This is a genomic window from Nonlabens sp. SCSIO 43208, from assembly GCF_050703575.1.
Classification (GTDB): Bacteria; Bacteroidota; Bacteroidia; order Flavobacteriales; family Flavobacteriaceae; genus Nonlabens; species Nonlabens tegetincola.
Window position 1 is genome coordinate 2,528,366 of sequence record NZ_CP065365.1, and the last position, 15,880, is coordinate 2,544,245.

General features: G+C 36.5%; 15 protein-coding genes. 4 read left to right on the forward strand and 11 right to left on the reverse strand.

Annotated elements, in window-relative coordinates; translation table 11 throughout:
- Positions 1-38 precede the first annotated feature (38 nt).
- The 3 genes from I5168_RS11580 to I5168_RS11590 are packed head-to-tail and all read right to left on the reverse strand — an operon-like array spanning position 39 to position 1,220.
- Complete coding sequence (locus I5168_RS11580; RefSeq protein WP_431471864.1) at positions 39-404, reverse strand: hypothetical protein; 366 nt, start codon at positions 402-404, stop codon at positions 39-41.
- 11 nt (positions 405-415) lie between these two features.
- The gene (locus I5168_RS11585) at positions 416-631 is read right to left on the reverse strand and encodes a hypothetical protein (protein WP_431471865.1); all 216 of its coding nucleotides are present in this window, start codon (positions 629-631) and stop codon (positions 416-418) included.
- Positions 632-671: 40 nt separating this feature from the next.
- Positions 672-1,220 carry a hypothetical protein gene (locus tag I5168_RS11590; protein WP_431471866.1) on the reverse strand — a complete coding sequence of 183 codons (549 nt, stop codon included), beginning with the start codon at positions 1,218-1,220 and terminating at the stop codon, positions 672-674.
- 208 nt (positions 1,221-1,428) lie between these two features.
- Here I5168_RS11590 and I5168_RS11595 point away from each other — a divergent pair, with 208 nt between their 5' ends.
- Positions 1,429-2,241 carry an endonuclease/exonuclease/phosphatase family protein gene (locus I5168_RS11595; RefSeq protein WP_431471867.1) on the forward strand — a complete coding sequence of 271 codons (813 nt, stop codon included), beginning with the start codon at positions 1,429-1,431 and terminating at the stop codon, positions 2,239-2,241.
- A gap of 224 nt (positions 2,242-2,465) precedes the next feature.
- Here I5168_RS11595 and I5168_RS11600 read toward each other — a convergent pair whose 3' ends face one another.
- Together I5168_RS11600 and I5168_RS11605 are read right to left on the reverse strand one after the other, a co-directional pair.
- The gene (locus I5168_RS11600; RefSeq protein ID WP_105018749.1) at positions 2,466-2,843 is read right to left on the reverse strand and encodes a PH domain-containing protein; all 378 of its coding nucleotides are present in this window, start codon (positions 2,841-2,843) and stop codon (positions 2,466-2,468) included.
- Positions 2,844-3,256: 413 nt separating this feature from the next.
- Positions 3,257-4,645 (reverse strand): RtcB family protein, encoded by a 1,389-nt coding sequence (locus I5168_RS11605; protein ID WP_431471868.1) that lies wholly within the window; start codon positions 4,643-4,645, stop codon positions 3,257-3,259.
- A 229-nt stretch (positions 4,646-4,874) separates the two neighbouring features.
- Between I5168_RS11605 and I5168_RS11610 the strand changes: the two genes are divergently transcribed.
- Positions 4,875-5,900, forward strand: coding sequence for a helix-turn-helix transcriptional regulator (locus tag I5168_RS11610; protein ID WP_338351345.1), 1,026 nt, complete (start codon positions 4,875-4,877; stop codon positions 5,898-5,900).
- Between the two features lie 61 nt (positions 5,901-5,961).
- Positions 5,962-7,242 (forward strand): M20 metallopeptidase family protein, encoded by a 1,281-nt coding sequence (locus I5168_RS11615; RefSeq protein ID WP_431471869.1) that lies wholly within the window; start codon positions 5,962-5,964, stop codon positions 7,240-7,242.
- Between the two features lie 10 nt (positions 7,243-7,252).
- On the opposite strand, the gene I5168_RS11620 is transcribed toward I5168_RS11615, so the two are convergent.
- Both I5168_RS11620 and I5168_RS11625 read right to left on the reverse strand, forming a co-directional pair.
- Positions 7,253-7,948 carry a hypothetical protein gene (locus tag I5168_RS11620; RefSeq protein ID WP_431471870.1) on the reverse strand — a complete coding sequence of 232 codons (696 nt, stop codon included), beginning with the start codon at positions 7,946-7,948 and terminating at the stop codon, positions 7,253-7,255.
- Between the two features lie 167 nt (positions 7,949-8,115).
- Positions 8,116-9,471: a TrkH family potassium uptake protein gene (locus I5168_RS11625; protein WP_431471871.1), complete on the reverse strand. Its 1,356-nt coding sequence runs from the start codon at positions 9,469-9,471 to the stop codon at positions 8,116-8,118.
- A gap of 105 nt (positions 9,472-9,576) precedes the next feature.
- Between I5168_RS11625 and I5168_RS11630 the strand changes: the two genes are divergently transcribed.
- Entirely contained in the window at positions 9,577-10,680 is a 1,104-nt protein-coding gene (locus I5168_RS11630) for an outer membrane beta-barrel protein (RefSeq protein WP_431471872.1), read from the forward strand.
- On the opposite strand, the gene I5168_RS11635 is transcribed toward I5168_RS11630, so the two are convergent.
- The 4 genes from I5168_RS11635 to I5168_RS11650 all read right to left on the reverse strand — a co-directional run bounded on the left by I5168_RS11635 (position 10,677) and on the right by I5168_RS11650 (position 15,878).
- The gene (locus I5168_RS11635; RefSeq protein WP_431471873.1) at positions 10,677-11,975 is read right to left on the reverse strand and encodes an NAD(P)/FAD-dependent oxidoreductase; all 1,299 of its coding nucleotides are present in this window, start codon (positions 11,973-11,975) and stop codon (positions 10,677-10,679) included. The two genes, I5168_RS11630 and I5168_RS11635, sit on opposite strands and share 4 nt — an antisense overlap.
- Before the next feature lie 461 nt (positions 11,976-12,436).
- Complete coding sequence (locus tag I5168_RS11640) at positions 12,437-13,903, reverse strand: hypothetical protein (protein ID WP_338349787.1); 1,467 nt, start codon at positions 13,901-13,903, stop codon at positions 12,437-12,439.
- Positions 13,904-13,909: 6 nt separating this feature from the next.
- Complete coding sequence (locus I5168_RS11645; protein ID WP_431471874.1) at positions 13,910-15,436, reverse strand: CsgG/HfaB family protein; 1,527 nt, start codon at positions 15,434-15,436, stop codon at positions 13,910-13,912.
- 13 nt (positions 15,437-15,449) lie between these two features.
- Positions 15,450-15,878, reverse strand: coding sequence for a curli assembly protein CsgF (locus I5168_RS11650; protein ID WP_235783964.1), 429 nt, complete (start codon positions 15,876-15,878; stop codon positions 15,450-15,452).
- Between the last annotated feature and the right edge of the window lie 2 nt (positions 15,879-15,880).

Below are 15,880 nucleotides of genomic sequence, written 5' to 3' on the forward strand. Positions count from 1 at the left end.
TCATTTCTAAATTTTTAGATCGTTAGTTGCAAGGTCAATTAATCCAATTCTGGTGCACAAGGTGAGTTATCTCCATAAGGTTCTATATAACTCCAGAAGGCTTTTCCTGCGCTATCCAGATAGTTCATTGAGTAGTTGTACTTTGTATGGGACCCTACTTGATACAGGTACTCACTACAGCCATAAGAGTATTTACTTTTAAAACAAACTACGGCAAAATGTACCGTCCTATAATCTATTGTGACTTCATAAAATGTAATTTTTAATATCGCCGTACTGGTAGGACTGTTATAGGTGGTACCGTAGTAATTATCTTCTAAATATTCAATTTGTTCATCGCAGGTTTGGGAAATCGTAGTGTTCGATAATAATGATAATAGGATAGTCAAGAATATGGCTTTCATGATGTATTATTTTACGAATTTGCTCCGCCGATAATAGCAACAAGAGCCATGGCAATAAAATGACCTATTTTACTTAAAACACCCCAAATAATTAAAAACCCTATCGCTCCAATAAAACTATCTGGATCGACCCAATTCCAGGCCATAAATCCAGAACCTATCGATATCCCAATTGTAACTATCCACATTAATCCCATTAATGCACCATCTTCACTTGAATTACTCATTTTTATTTAATTTTAAATTGATGTTATTTGTATAATTGATTTAAATTATCTTTTTTAGAACTGGTAGCAACTCAGGAATATCATCAGTCCTTGTTTCTGTCCAGAAGGAGTAATTCCTATAATCATCACTCTCATAATCATTTAATGTAATTGTAATTCTAGAACGTCGCTCATATATAAAATAGCTAAAAGTCACCTCTCTTGCTTTAAGCACAAATTCTTTAGATTGATCCTTCAACTTAACGTCTAGATTGGGGACAACATACTTTTCTATGAAATCTATGAAGCCTGCAATCTCATCTAGTCCTACCCATGCTGTTTTATGTAAATCTGGATTTTTGATGAACATATCTAGTTGTAACGCTTTAATTTTTTCACCTGTTTTGAGGTCTATTACTTCTATCGGGAAAAATGAAACCGTTTCATTTAGGCCAGATTTGAATATTGCTGTAGTGGACCAGTCTTTATTAATTTGAGTATAAGAAGCGTCCTCAATAAATTTTCTGGTAGAAGATTTTTCGTTTTTTACTTGTGCATTTGTAAATGCTAAAGAAGCTAAGCATAGAAAAGCTGCTAGAATATTTTTCATAATTGAAATAGTCTTGAAATTTTGTTATCAAACCTAAACCAACCCCACAAAACTTCTTTACGGATTCCCGTAACGCAGGTTTAATTTGTTATGAATATCTTTATAGTTCTTGATTAGTCTTCTTGCACGAGTTGAGCAGTTAACCTCTTTATAATTCCGCTTTCGCGAAAGCGAAATGAACAAAAAAATCACTTTATATCACTTTTTTATGAGCATAAAACAGTTCTTGTTAATAGTTCTCTTATCTCTAAGCATACCGCTATCGATCCATGCACAAGAAACGTCCTTGATCTCGTGGAACATTAGAGATTTTGGAAAAACAAAGTCTGCTGAGGAAATTGAAAGTATTGCCGAAATCTTAAGGGATTATGACATCATTGCTATTCAAGAAGTGGTTGCTGGATATGGCGGTTCACAAGCTGTTGCCAGACTGGCTGATGAGCTCAATAGGAAAGGAAGTAAATGGGATTATTCTATAAGCTATGCGACTAAAAGTCCTAAGTATAAAACAGAGAAGTATGCCTTTCTATGGAAAACGAGTAAAATAAAAGTGATTGAAAAAGGAGCTCTTGTGGCAGAATTGGATTCTTGTGTATATCGAGAACCTTATAGGATGAGATTTGAAGCAAATGGGAATAGGTTCACTATTCTTAACTACCATTCTAGAAAGTATAGTGAGCAACCTGAAGTTGAGATGAGTTGTCTAAGTGATTATATGCTTACCCATCAAGATGAAAAGTTGATTCTCGCAGGAGATTTTAATTTATCAATAAGCCATCAGGTATTTAACATACTTGAGGAAAATAAATTTAAAGCATGTCTCAACGGTGATAAAACCACTTTAAAGAGAACTTGTGAAAACAATAACTACTTGAATCACGCCATAGATAATATTATTTATGACTCAACCAAAATTAACGTAACTGATTGCGGAAGCATAGACATTGTGCAGTCTTGCGATCGATTACATGACATGAGAATGCTATCTGATCATTTGCCTGTATATATGAAGTTCCAATAACTGATACTAGTTTAGTCTTATAACTTTAAGATAGCTGCACTCCTATTACCACGTAGGTCGTTAGCAATGTTCCAGAGTGTTTGATGTAGTTGTTGTTGTTGATCTTCTGAAACAGATCTATAAGAATGTAAACAAATAAAGCGGCTCGTAGTTGAGTCGCTTTATTTTGATAGCTTTATAGATGAAGAAGCTATAGTTCACAGCTTGCTTACCCATAAGAAACTTTACATAACCTTGCTGGCGAGGTATTTTTGAACCTCGTATACATTGATACTTTTATTGAATTTTTTGCTTACTGATGGTATGTTTTCACTAGAAATCCAAATTTTTAGCTCGGCATCCAGATCAAAAGTACCTGCGGTTTCTAGTGAGAATCTTGAAATACTTTTATAGGGCAATGATTTGTACTCTACCTTACTTCCTGTAAGACCTTGCACATCAATAAGTACCAGTCGTTTATTAGTAAACATAAACACGTCTCTAAATAATTTAAAGCCCAATTCAATTTGCTCATTATCAGTAAGTAGTCTACCGTATTTTTCACTTAGTTGTTCTGAGGAAACTTGACTAGCGTTACCTAAAATCTTATTAAACAATCCCATAATTTTTTATTTGTTGGTTTAATTATTATTCTTTTTTAATTCTATTCTTTTCCTTTAAACCCGTGTTCTACCGCTTGTTTTTATTTCCTTAAAACAACCAATTGCTGTATTCAAAAAAGAATTTCTCAACACGATAATAGGGTTTTATTTAGGTCACAACGAGTGATTACTCTATGTAATCTCGTTATGATTAAACATAAAAACACCCTAAACCACTCATTTTCTTTTGAGTAAGAAAACGCAGCGATTTAGGGGACTGTGAAGATAGAAAAAAACTGGTTTTTTAACTAATGTGTAGTGTTTGGTTTTTAGTGAATTTAATATGGACATTGGTTAACATGTGATGTGATGTTGGATAAAAAAAAGAGCAAAAAACTTTTAACGTTCTTTACTCTTTAATGACATACTAGGAATTATTTCCTACGCTTTTTACGTTTTCTCTTGCGCCAAGGTGCATTTTTTTGCCAGTCACCTGCCATGATACAACCGTATGGCATGACCTCGTCTATAACTGTTCCCAAACCATACTCTTGCATTTGATAGCGTACCGTAGCCGCTTTTTTATAAGCACTAGGTAATTCTGAAATATCAATCTCTTTACTGAAAAAACGAACATCTAGTCCTGCTGTTTCTTCTTTAAAAATATCCAAATCACTACGTTCTGCCAGGTTACGCTTGTGCTGTGAACGACTCATATTACGACCTGCGCCATGCGGTGCAAATCCTAAATTACCACTGGTAGTCGCTCCTTCAACAATCAAAACAGGTTCTGACATGTTTAAAGGTATTAACCTAGGACCAGTAATATCAGGCATAAATTTTTGATCCAGCGGTGTAGCACCTTTGGCGTGGTAAAAAATGTCTTCATCCTTAAAAACAAAATTATGTTCGTTCCAAAACCTGTTTTCTACTTGATAATTGGCTTCTAGAGCGGTTTGCTCGTGAATAATCTCATGGTTAAGCTTAGTCCAGGCGCGTATAGCTTGAAGCGCTTTCCAGTATTCTTGTCCTTCATCGGTATCAAAAGGAATCCAGGCATTTTGCTTTAGGGTTTGTGGCGACAATAATTGTCTAAAACGTTCGGCCACATTCATCCCTTTCTTATACAAGCGCGCACCTGGACCACGTGAACCGTGGTGCGTGATCATCATTGTATTACCAGTCGCTGCCGATTTTCCAACAAATAGAAAGTGATTACCGTCACCTTGAGTTCCTAAATGTTCTTGAGCAATGGACATGGTGACATCATCGTTTAAGAACCAATTGTTTTTAAACAACTCTTCTACTTCTTGTGTAAGAGAAAATTGCTGTCCTCTAGGTCTTCCACCTGGACCAAAATGCGTGATCTGGTGTGCTGCATCTAGCACCGTTTTAGGATTAGCATTTCCAAAATCAGTTAGCATGACCGAGCAACATATATCGGCACTATGCATACCAGGATGTATGGCATTTCTAGTAGCTACCACGCCACCTACAGGAATAGTACCTACTGGTCCTGCTGGACAAGCATCAGGCATTACCGCACCATTTACCACAGTAGGCGTGCGCATGACTTGTTCCATAGTAGCCTTTACTTGATTTACATTTTCCTGCTCTAGCTCGTTTTGCGCTGCAATATTTAGTTTAAATGAAACTGGAGTCTCATGTAAATCCTGAGCATCGGGCAATCTAAACTGCTCCAAATATTCCAACATTTGTTCTTGTGATAGTTGGTGTTTATTAATATGTTCCATCGCTACTTTATACCATCTTCCCGGTGGGAATCCTAGATCGCGTATGTCTTTTCCAGTAATTGTTTTCATTTTCTTTATTTTTGATATTAAACTGCGCCACGTCCCATGGTGGCGCAGTTACCACAAGAAAGGATCTAACCACAATACCCTTTCCCTTTTGACATTACAAATATTTAATTCCTACTGCGCAATGTTTTTGCGTAGTTAGAATTTTATTGTATTTATGTATGAATTTATGGTGATTCCGCTTTCGCGAAAGCGGAATTAAAACCTACAATTTCAAAATAAACTAGGGAAAATGGCTGTTAATAAAAATGCGTTAATTCGCTATAAAACAATAGATAAGTGCTTGCAGAATAGCATGCGCAACTGGACTTTACAAGATTTGATAGCTGCCTGTAGCGATGCGTTGTATGAATTTGAAGGTAGGGATATCAATGTGAGCAAACGTACCATACAATTGGATATACAAATGATGCGTAGCGAAAAACTGGGATACCAAGCTCCTATCGAGGTATATGATCGCAAGTATTACCGGTATACCGATCCTAATTATTCTATTACAAAAATACCGCTGTCACAAAATGATATGGGTATTTTATCTGAAACCATGGATATGCTGCGACAGTTTAAAGATTTTAGCTTATTTCAAGAACTTAGCGGTTTGTTCAATAAGCTTGAAGATCGTATCCATACTGAGCGGCATCATAAAAATGCCATTATTCATCTAGAACAGAACACCAAATTAAAAGGTCTGGAATTACTGGACGAACTGTACCATGCTATTCAAAAACAAGTGGTGATCGAAGTGTTTTATCAAAGTTTTACAGCAATCGCACCATCCATAATAACTTGTCATCCTTATTTTTTAAAAGAATATAACAACCGCTGGTTTCTTATTGTGAAGTCCAATAAAAGCAATAAATTGATCACGCTAGCGCTGGATAGAATACTGGGAATTGATTATGATTTCAGTATTGAATACTCACCTAGTGATATAAATATTGAGGAGTATTACAAAGACACGATAGGAGTTACTGTACTGGATAATCGCAATTTAAAAACCATTATTTTTAAAGTAGATTCAAAAAATGCTCCTTATGTAGAAACGAAACCCTTTCACAGTTCGCAACGTTTTATAGAAAAGGATAAGAATGGTTGGTCTACCTATAGCATCAAGGTGCATACAAATTTTGAGCTGGATAGATTGTTATTAGGTTTTGGTGATAGTCTCGAGGTTCTTTCTCCTAAAAGATTGAGACGTAGAATTGCATTCAAAGTTCAAAATGCAGCTAGTAGGTACAACGACATATTATCCAATTAGCAATATTCTTAAGGTCCCAGCTATTTTACTACCTTTGAGTAACTACCTGAAATACCAGACCATGAAATACGTACTAACCTTATTGACAATGAGTGTGCTGTTGTCTTGCAAACCGACTAAAAACGATACAGAATTGTTGTTTGAGGATATGACTACCTCTTCACAAGAAATGTTCAATGAACTGGTAGAAATACGTAGAGATTTACATCAATATCCTGAACTAGCTGGTAATGAAAAACGAACCGCAAATCTTGTAGCTGATTACCTCAAGGAGTTAGAACTAGAAGTTCATGAGAATATAGGTGGTTATGGTGTGGTTGGTATTTTAGATACGGGCAAGCCTGGTAAGAAAATAGCCTGGCGCGCCGACATTGACGCACTTGCGACAGAGTTTGAAGATGATCCAGTAGCTTTTGCGTCTAAAAATCCAGGTTTAAGACATATTTGTGGCCACGATGTGCATACTACCATTGCTTTGGGAATTGCTAAAAATTTGAGCTTGCACAAAGAGCAATTAGTTGGAACGTATTATTTCGTTTTTCAACCTGCCGAAGAAACTATTACTGGAGCAAAGGCCATGCTAGAAGATGGCTTGCTAGAAGTAATTCAACCTGATGAGTTCTATACCTTGCATATGACTCCGTTTCCTGTAGGTACAGTGGCCGTTAAACCCAATGAGATTTATGCCCATTACAAGAAAATCGTTTTGGGTTTACATACTCAAGATACTAGCAAAATTAATGCGGCTACTTCCTACTTTAAGCAATTACAAAATGTGACTGATGAACGTTTTGGTACTGATAGTTCTTTTGAAGATGCTAATATTGGTATCGTAGGTAGTTCTAGTATTTATAAGAATTATACCTATTTAGAAAGTCCGGTGAAAGTGCAAAAACTACAAGATAGCACCACTTTGAGTGCCTACATTAGTTTTAGCAACGCGGAAGAACTGGAACAAGGTCGTCAAAAGATGGATTCTTTATTTAAGCATGGAGCTTTGCAAGATGTATATGAGTACCACCGCATTGAACCGGTTTCTTACGTGATTAAAAACCATCCGGAAACCACTAAAGAAGCCATGCAATTCCTGTCTAATCATTATGAGGATGCACTCACAGAGCTTTCTGGAAGTTTTCCTGGTGGACGTAGCGATGATTTTGCTTTGTTTCAAGAAGAAATTCCAGGAACTTATTTTTTTATGGGTGCTTCTAATTTGGAACAAAACATAATTGCCATGCCTCATACACCCATTTTTCAAGTTGACGAATCGGTTATTGAATACGGTGTGCGTTATTTCAGCACCTTACTAGCTGCTCGCGCCAAATATGAGAACATAAATTGATACTAGGCTACTAGCCTATCTTTTTAATGAGAACGTGAGTTTGACCATTTAAGATCGTGGCACCCGAACCATTAGTTACTATAAAATCAATTTCACCAGTAGCTGCGGTAATATGAACAATGCTTATTTGTTTGATCGTACTGGCATTGGTATTGAATCCAGCTGGATTTGCAGATCCAGATGCTCCTGTAGTAACCTGTGTGCCGTTTAATCGTACATTCCAATCAATAGTATTGTTGGAGTTTAATCGCAAATCAGATTCTATAATGTACAATCCTGTAGGTAAGGTTATTTGATTTCCATTAAAGCTGGCACCTGTAATAGTATTAAAAAGCTGGTTAGGAAAATTGAAAACGGTACCGGTGCCGCCTATTCCCGTTGCGGTAAAATTACGCATCATCACTCCAGTTTGTACCGGTGCCAAAGTTTGGAACCTTAACCAAGCAGTACCATTCCAGTAATAAAAACCTGGTGTTACATCACTTACCGTAGCGGTATTATAAACTATTAATCCTTCAACATTTCCGTGCGAGATGGTGGTTGTATCACCGCTACCAGTTAAGGCTACTCTAGGTAATAGCACACCGGCATCAGTTCCTTGAATATCTAGGTAAGTTGAAGGACTAGGAGAATTGGTGTTAATTCCTACCTGAGCTAAAGAAATGGAACTTATAAAAAAACAAATAATTAAAAGTAAACGGTACATAATAGAATGAAATAGTAGAATGAAATAAGGCTGCAAGAATAATTATCACAGCCATTACAGCCACAGAAGAAGTCTTAAAACATTGTTAAAAATAAATACCTAATACACTGATTTACAGTTTGTAGGGAATTATCAACCAGTTGTCGAAGTGGTTTGAAAGTAACTACTTACACTGCCAAATCATCCTCTAAAACTGCGACCTGTTTTTGATGCTTTTGTTTGGACCAAATCGCCAATCCAAAAGTGAGTACTCCTAGTCTACCGATAAACATTAATACAATAAGGATAGCTTTTCCCCAAGCCGTTAAATCACCAGTAATTCCCATACTAAGTCCGACAGTTCCCAATGCAGAGCTTACCTCAAACAGTATTTTTTCAAAAGAGAAATCTTCTGTAAAAGATAGCAATAAGGTAAATAGAAAGATGAGTGATGTATAAAATATAAAGGAAGAGGTAGCTATATACAATCGTTCAAAAGGTATTTTACGTCCCAAAAAGGTTATTTCTCTTGCTCCTTGTAGCCTGCTTTTCATAATAGCAAAAACAGCCGTAAGTGTGGTAATTTTCATTCCACCAGCAGTTCCAGATGGAGATGCTCCTACATACATCAAGAAGATAGTGACCAAAACAATAGGAAGAGAAAATATACCGTAGTCAACTGTGTTGAATCCTACTGTAGTCATGGCAGACATGGTTTGAAAGAAAGCCGCATAAATACGTTCAGATCCCATTAAAGTAGTAACACTAGGTTCTAAAAAATACATAAACATAAATCCTGTACTTAATAGGAAAGCAAAACCTATAAAAATGATTTTGGTAGTAAAGCTCAGTTTGTGAGTCTTGTCTTTTAGGTATAACACTAAATCGGTTACAACAATAAATCCTAATGATCCAGCGATCGCTAAAAACGAAATAATGAAGTTTATAAATCCGTCGTCAACGTATTCGGTAAAACCACTATTGAACAAACTAAATCCTGCTGTACAAAAAGCACTTATACTGTGAAATATAGCGTTCCAAACTGCTTCCCAGAATGGCATCCCATCATGATAAAAAGCAATAAAAAACAAGATTGCTCCTATCAATTCCATAATCACGGTGAATAAAATTACCGATTTTAAGAAATCCTTGATGCGTATCGTAGTCGGTAATGTAAACTCACAGCTAAGTAATCTTTTATGCCAGTGTGTTATTTTTCTCGTCGTTGAGAGTAACATAAAAGTGGTGAATGTCAAATAACCTATACCACCTAATTGGAATAAGGACATTACCACGAATTGACCGAAAAAGTTATAAGAGTCAAATACACTTACAGTAACCAGACCTGTAGTAGAAACCGCACTGGTGGCTATAAATAGATTATCCAAAAAAGATACGTCCTGTTTTTGAAACCAAGGCAAACATAATAACAAGCAACCTGTGATAATGTAGGTGAAAAAACCGTAAAATAAATTGCGCTGCGGACTTAGTCCTAACTTAAATCTTTGGTATTTCTGATTTAAGGTTTTAAAAAAGTGGCCCATGATGGATTTTAATACTTGGCAAATTTCTTATTATATGCAGTAACTTTAAGTTAAATTCTTCCTATTTACCAAAATTATAAGTCCAAGGCTGTTGACTTTTGTATTATGAATTTATCGAATACACTATTCGTTCTTTTTTGTGTTTTTACTGGAATCTTTACCGGTAGAAGCCAAGAAGAAACCATTGAAAAGAAACTTACTGTAGACTTTTACTTGGATACCTACTATTCCAATGTCCCAAACGGTAGCCATGATGGTTTTAGATCCTTTACGACCACGTCCAACAGGAATAATCAAATAGGTTTGAATATAGCGCAATTAGGTGCTCTGTATGAATCAAAGGACGTACGAGCTAGCCTTACCCTGCATTATGGTGATATCGCAAAAGCAACCTGGTCCGATGACTTTAATGAAGTACAAACTGCAACAGTTGGCTTAAGGTTGTTCAAAACACTATGGCTGGATGCAGGTTTTTTTACTACCCATATAGGAACAGAAAGTTTTCTACCAAAAAACAATTGGACGGCTTCTACAGCTGTAGCTACGTTTAATGAACCCTTTTATCAAGCAGGAGCTAAACTTTCAAATCAATTCAATGAAAATTGGTATGCCGAATTATGGGTTTTGAATGGGTATAACCAATTTGTTGACGAGAATGACGAGCTCAGCGTTGGAGCATTACTTACCTATGCCTTTAATGACCGTACAAGCATCACTTATACCAATATTTTTGGACAAGAAGCTACTCTTGATGATCCTGTTTCTCGATACAGAACCTACCACAACGCCTATTTAAACACCCAATTTTCTGAAAGATGGTGGTTGACAGCTGGATTTGATATAGGTTCTCAAACCAATAGTGAATTAGAAACGGGAAAAACCGCCTGGATGTACAATGCTTTACTTACTGCAAAATTTCAACAAAATAACAAATGGAGTTATACAAGCCGAATAGAATTATTTAAAGATCAAAATGGATTCATATCGGGAATCGTTCCTTCTCAACTAACAGTGGATGAAGGATTATCAGTTTATGGAATAACGCTATCGACCGAGTACAAGCCTACCAACTATTCGTTTTTAAGATTTGAAGCACGTAGATTAGCTAGCACCAACGATGCTCAAATATTTGAACAAAATACCTCAACTAGTAGGTATGAATTTATTATCAATCTAGGAATAGTTTGGGACCGCAGCTGGTTGTTTTAATTCTTAGGAGCCGCTTTGGATCGCTCTGGTTGTAAGATAAGACGTGCAGCACGATCAAAGTTGAAATAGTTATAAATCCAATTAAGAAAAACAACCACTCGATTTCTAACACCTACCAAAAAATAAAGGTGTACTGCCAACCATGTGAACCAAGCAGCAAAACCGCCAATCGTAAATGATCGTACATCGGCAACGGCTTTATTACGCCCTATGGTAGCCATGCTTCCTTTATCAAAGTATGAAAAAGGTTTAAGGGGTTTTTCCCTGAGTAGCCTTTTAAAGTTTTTGGCAAGATTTTTCCCTTGTTGTATAGCTGGCTGCGCAACTTGTGGATGACCTTTGGGATAGTCATCCGTTTCCATTAATGCGATATCACCAACAGCATAAATAGATTCGTAACCCATGATACGGTTATATTCATCTACTCGATAACGTTGTGTTTTCTCATGAAAGGAATCTTCTTTAATACCAGGAATGTGATTTCCAATAACACCAGCACTCCAGATAAAGGTGGATGCTTCTAGATTAAGATCCGTATTTGTAGAGATGACATCATCTTCATAATTCTTAACCAAGGTATTCAAATGAATATTGACACCTAATTTTTCGAGATATTTTAAAGACTTCTTACTAGACGCCTCGCTCATACTAGACAATACCCTATCTGACCCATCGATGAGGTGTATTTCCATGTTTTCAGGATTAATATCGGGATAATCCTTGGGAACTACTCCTTTTTTAAATTCGGCAAAAGCACCAGCAAGTTCTACTCCAGTAGGTCCAGCGCCAGATATTACAATACGCATTAATTTTTTACGCTCCTTTTCACTAGCTGTAATAGTTGCCTTTTCAAAATTTTTGAGCATGGTACTACGTATGTTAAGCGATTCAACCACGCTTTTCATTCCCATACTAGAATTTTCTATTTGTTGATTATTGAAATAATTGGTCTTGGTACCTGTGGCAAGAATCAAGTAATCAAATTGTAATTTTCCGATATTAGTTTCAATTTCATTCTTTTCGGGAACAACCTGAGTAACCTGTGCCATTCTAAAAAAGAAATTCTCCTGATTGTCCGTAATTCCTCGTAAAGGGAATGCAATACTATCAGGTTCTAAACCGCTAGTGGCGACCTGATACAATAAGGGTTGAAAGGTGTGGTAATTATTTTGATCTATAAGTACCACTTGAAGTTGGAGCTTTGTTAGCTTTCGCGAAAGCGTAACACCACCAAAACCACCACCTACTATAATGACTCTAGGGTGATTGCTTTGAGGAATATTAAATGCATTCATAGCATAAAGATACTCGCAGCCGAAATTATAAAGGATGACATTAACATGTAATTAAGGTTGATTGAAAATTAAAAACCACTGAATAATTTAACCTTAACACATTTTTTAAATTCTAATTACAAATTACATCGATGAAATACACTATTTACTGAACAAATGCTAAATATTATGTAATTAATCCAATAAATAAACCTTTCACCTGTATATTTGTGTCGTCTAAAACATAACGGTTTATAGATATTTAGAATGAAAGATGCCTGATGAAGAGTTTCCCTATACTCTTCTCAGGCATTATTTTTTTTATATATTATCCCTAGGGAATAGCCGTTTAAAAATAGTGAAGTTGCGTAAGTATCCTATTCAGATATCCTATAAACTATCTTGCTCAGGGACAGTTTAAACGACATTGTTACGCACAATGTACAGGATAAAGGACAGCTATTCCCATTTTTGAGATAATGTTATTTCCAGTCTGGCATCATTGCATTTGTGAATTCATCTTCACGTGTATCAGGCACTAATATGGCAAGTGTTTGTACTTTACCTGGTGTGATACCATCGTTGTCTTGATTATACACAATTATGGAAGCCTCAGTCGGTGAAAAACGAACGTCCAAATCATTGGTCCCTGGATCCTTATTAAAGCTCACATTAACCTCATTCATGGTATTGAAATTGTAGACGTAAGCATTAACATCTAGCCTGCGATACTGCTGGTTTTCAAATCCACTAGCGTCACGTGTGTATAAAATTTGAGAATTATCGGCACTTAGATCAATACCACCTACAGCTCCAGTCACTCCAGTTAAAACCACATCGAGCACATTACCTACAGTATCAATAGTATAAATCTCGCAGTTATAGCCGGATAAATTATTAGTCTTTACCGCTAGAATACCGTTGTTAAAATCAACTTCGGTAATTAGATTACCCGTCGTTTGATGTACTTGTGTTAATCCTGTTCCATCTAATTGAATGCTGTACAATCGATCTTGTACAGGATAATAAATCAAGGAACCATCATCTGACCAAGTGATGTCTATTTCATCAGGATTAAATCCTGAAACTGGTATTTGACTAGTTATTTGTTGCTGGTTATTGCCGTCTGGATCCATGGTAAATACGTGGATTTGAGCACCCACATTTCGTAAAAAAGCTATCTTATTTGCGGTACGATTGATTCGTGGTCTCCAAGAATTAGTGGTGGCATCAGTAAGCGCTATTTCTACTCCATCGCCATCGGCACTAAAAATTTGATTGTTAGAACCTGACTTTCTTACGAAATGGAATCTGTTTAATGGAAAGTCTGCAGTTGAAAAAGTAAATACCGGACTGTTTACAGGTGTATTGATTTCATCATTTGCAATTACTTGCCAAAAATAGGTAGTATTAAATGCTACTTGCACGTCTAGTGTTTCCTCGGTAATATCTTCAAAAGTCTCTACCGTATTATCCCTGCTGTTTCTAAGTAAAACTGTAAATTTTAATTCGTCCTCATCAGGATCGACGGAACTCCATTCTAGCGTAAGTTCAAAGGGTTGATCAACGGCATTATCCACCGGAGCAACCAATGACGGTGTAGCTGGTGGTTGATTGTTTGCTGTTGATGGTTTAAGTTCATAAACAAGTTCTACGGTTTCTCCCGTAAAGACATCGGCGCTTTCAAATGATGCTAAGAAATCATCCTTTTGGGCTTGTACAGCATATTGTCCTTCTTCAACCTCTATTTCAAAATTCCCATCTACGTCGGTAAAAACGACATTGGTTTGTGGATTAGTTGATATTTTTACATTTTCAAGTGGTAAAAAAGTGATATCCTCTACTACCCTACCTTTAATAATCCCTTTACCATTAATCTCGATAGTATCTTCACTACAACCCATCAACATGAGTAGCAGTCCTAGCAGAATGTATGTTGTGTATTTCATGATTGTTTAGTTTGAGTTAGTAGATTCGTTTGAGTTATCATCTTTTTGAGCAGGACGAGAAAGCGCATCTAATTCTTTAGCTTTTTTCAAACTTTCTCTCAATTGCTTGCGCTCACTACGTTTTTGACGGCGTCTAGCTTTACGTTGTTGTTTAGTAAGATTGTTTTGTTTCGCTTGATTATCTCCTAGATAAAAATTGAGACCTATTCCTACTCTATAATAGTTATCATCTCGTTTACCTGCCACGGTTCCATCGAGCTCGTCGGTAAATGTCATGTTATATTCACCAAAAGCTTGAATTCCAAAACTAGGAGTTAAGGCATATTCAAAGCCTGCTCCTACTTGTAGTTTAGGTTCAAAATTTGAAATTCCATTTACAGCCAAAACTCCTGCTCCACCATAAACATGTGGAGTAAAAGATTCAAAAGGTAGTAAGGTAACTTCGGCATTTAAATCAGCGGTGTGAAATTGTTCATTAAACAAGCCCTCGTTGTTTAATCGCAACTGACTAAGATTTCCACGCACACCTAGGTATGGGTTAAAGTTATATTTAAGACCTACATTAAAATGGTGTTCATAATCGGCATTGGGTAAATCACCTTGCATGTAAGTTCCACCAGCGCCCAAATCAATTCTTAATTTACTACGTCGTTGTAGTAGATCACGTTGATACACATCAGTACGCTCTGCCACTTCTTTCTCTTTATTGTACTTACGAACCATGGCTGTAGCAACTTCTTGACCACCAGCAGGCGACCATAGGTTTACAGTTATACCTTCTATAATCAAAGATTCTACTGCCTTTTCAATGGCTTCTTTAATAGCAAGCTGTCCTGGTTCATTTCTAGTAAAACCAGTTTCTGCCTCTAGCAATCTTTGAAAACTCACATATCTAAAAAGACTAGCATCAACTGCTTGTGAGAAAATAGTTTTTGAAACATATACGGTTTTTAATATTTCACCACTTTTAGTTGAAACTGCTCTCAAATAAACAGTTACTCGATCCTGGCGGTATTTTGTTGAACCACCAGCGCCAAAGTATCTAGCTCCTGCGCCACCGGTGAGAACGTTAGTGTCATACGATACAATACCACCTTCAATTAAGATCCCTGCATATAATAAAGGATCCAAGTCCTTCATTTGAGTGTTGCTTTGCTTGGCATAAGAGCGACGAGTATCTAGTATCAAATTACGTTCTGTAATTAGATTGGTAAGATTTTCTCTCTCGATAGGTCTAAACCATCCAGAATCTTCAAGAGCTTTAATTAGGATAGTTGTTCCTCCTTGAGTAACAGCGTTACTAAAAGTACTTCCTACCTCACTCAATTTAAATTGTCCTGTTTGGTCTTCAAATTTATATACTCCTACAACTGCTGGTATGATAGGTGGTGGAAGATTACGCAAGCGATCAGTAACTTTTGTAGTCTCACCTATTCTAGCGTCTTGAGTATCTAAAGGCTGGTTAAAGTAGGCACCACATCCCTGCAAAACAATACAGGCCAGTAGTATCACTACTAGTTTTAAAAGTCTCATAATAAAGGTTGGTTTATTGAGGAACGACTACCTGAGTCTGATCACCTGTAGTTGTATCTAAAATATTTATTACCAATCCTTCTAAAGATTCCAAGACTTCCACTTCAAGATTTCCAAAACTGAAGGTACCTGGTTCTAGATCCTGACTGCTGTCAAATTGTAAGTTTAATAAACTACGAGACAACGAACTTAAAAGTTGTCTATTCAAACCTTGAGCAAAAGCATCTAATGCAGACTCATCTTCTGCAAGAGCTGCTTCATTGGGATCAGTAAATTTATTTTGTAATTCGGCACTTTGAACCAACCATTGATAGTTAAAAGTATCGCCACCAAAGGCTGGATTAATAGGTCGGTACACTAATTGTTGAGCTTGGGAATCTGTTGTTGAGCTTAACAGAATAACCATAAACAACGTGAGCATTGTTGTAATCGATTTGAGCATGA

Coding starts and splice junctions, on each gene's coding strand:
- I5168_RS11580 (WP_431471864.1), bottom strand. CDS start 404: ATGAAAGCCATATTCTTGACTATCCTATTATCATTATTATCGAACACT.
- I5168_RS11585 (WP_431471865.1), bottom strand. CDS start 631: ATGAGTAATTCAAGTGAAGATGGTGCATTAATGGGATTAATGTGGATA.
- I5168_RS11590 (WP_431471866.1), bottom strand. CDS start 1,220: ATGAAAAATATTCTAGCAGCTTTTCTATGCTTAGCTTCTTTAGCATTT.
- I5168_RS11595 (WP_431471867.1), top strand. CDS start 1,429: ATGAGCATAAAACAGTTCTTGTTAATAGTTCTCTTATCTCTAAGCATA.
- I5168_RS11600 (WP_105018749.1), bottom strand. CDS start 2,843: ATGGGATTGTTTAATAAGATTTTAGGTAACGCTAGTCAAGTTTCCTCA.
- I5168_RS11605 (WP_431471868.1), bottom strand. CDS start 4,645: ATGAAAACAATTACTGGAAAAGACATACGCGATCTAGGATTCCCACCG.
- I5168_RS11610 (WP_338351345.1), top strand. CDS start 4,875: ATGGCTGTTAATAAAAATGCGTTAATTCGCTATAAAACAATAGATAAG.
- I5168_RS11615 (WP_431471869.1), top strand. CDS start 5,962: ATGAAATACGTACTAACCTTATTGACAATGAGTGTGCTGTTGTCTTGC.
- I5168_RS11620 (WP_431471870.1), bottom strand. CDS start 7,948: ATGTACCGTTTACTTTTAATTATTTGTTTTTTTATAAGTTCCATTTCT.
- I5168_RS11625 (WP_431471871.1), bottom strand. CDS start 9,471: ATGGGCCACTTTTTTAAAACCTTAAATCAGAAATACCAAAGATTTAAG.
- I5168_RS11630 (WP_431471872.1), top strand. CDS start 9,577: ATGAATTTATCGAATACACTATTCGTTCTTTTTTGTGTTTTTACTGGA.
- I5168_RS11635 (WP_431471873.1), bottom strand. CDS start 11,975: ATGAATGCATTTAATATTCCTCAAAGCAATCACCCTAGAGTCATTATA.
- I5168_RS11640 (WP_338349787.1), bottom strand. CDS start 13,903: ATGAAATACACAACATACATTCTGCTAGGACTGCTACTCATGTTGATG.
- I5168_RS11645 (WP_431471874.1), bottom strand. CDS start 15,436: ATGAGACTTTTAAAACTAGTAGTGATACTACTGGCCTGTATTGTTTTG.
- I5168_RS11650 (WP_235783964.1), bottom strand. CDS start 15,878: ATGCTCAAATCGATTACAACAATGCTCACGTTGTTTATGGTTATTCTG.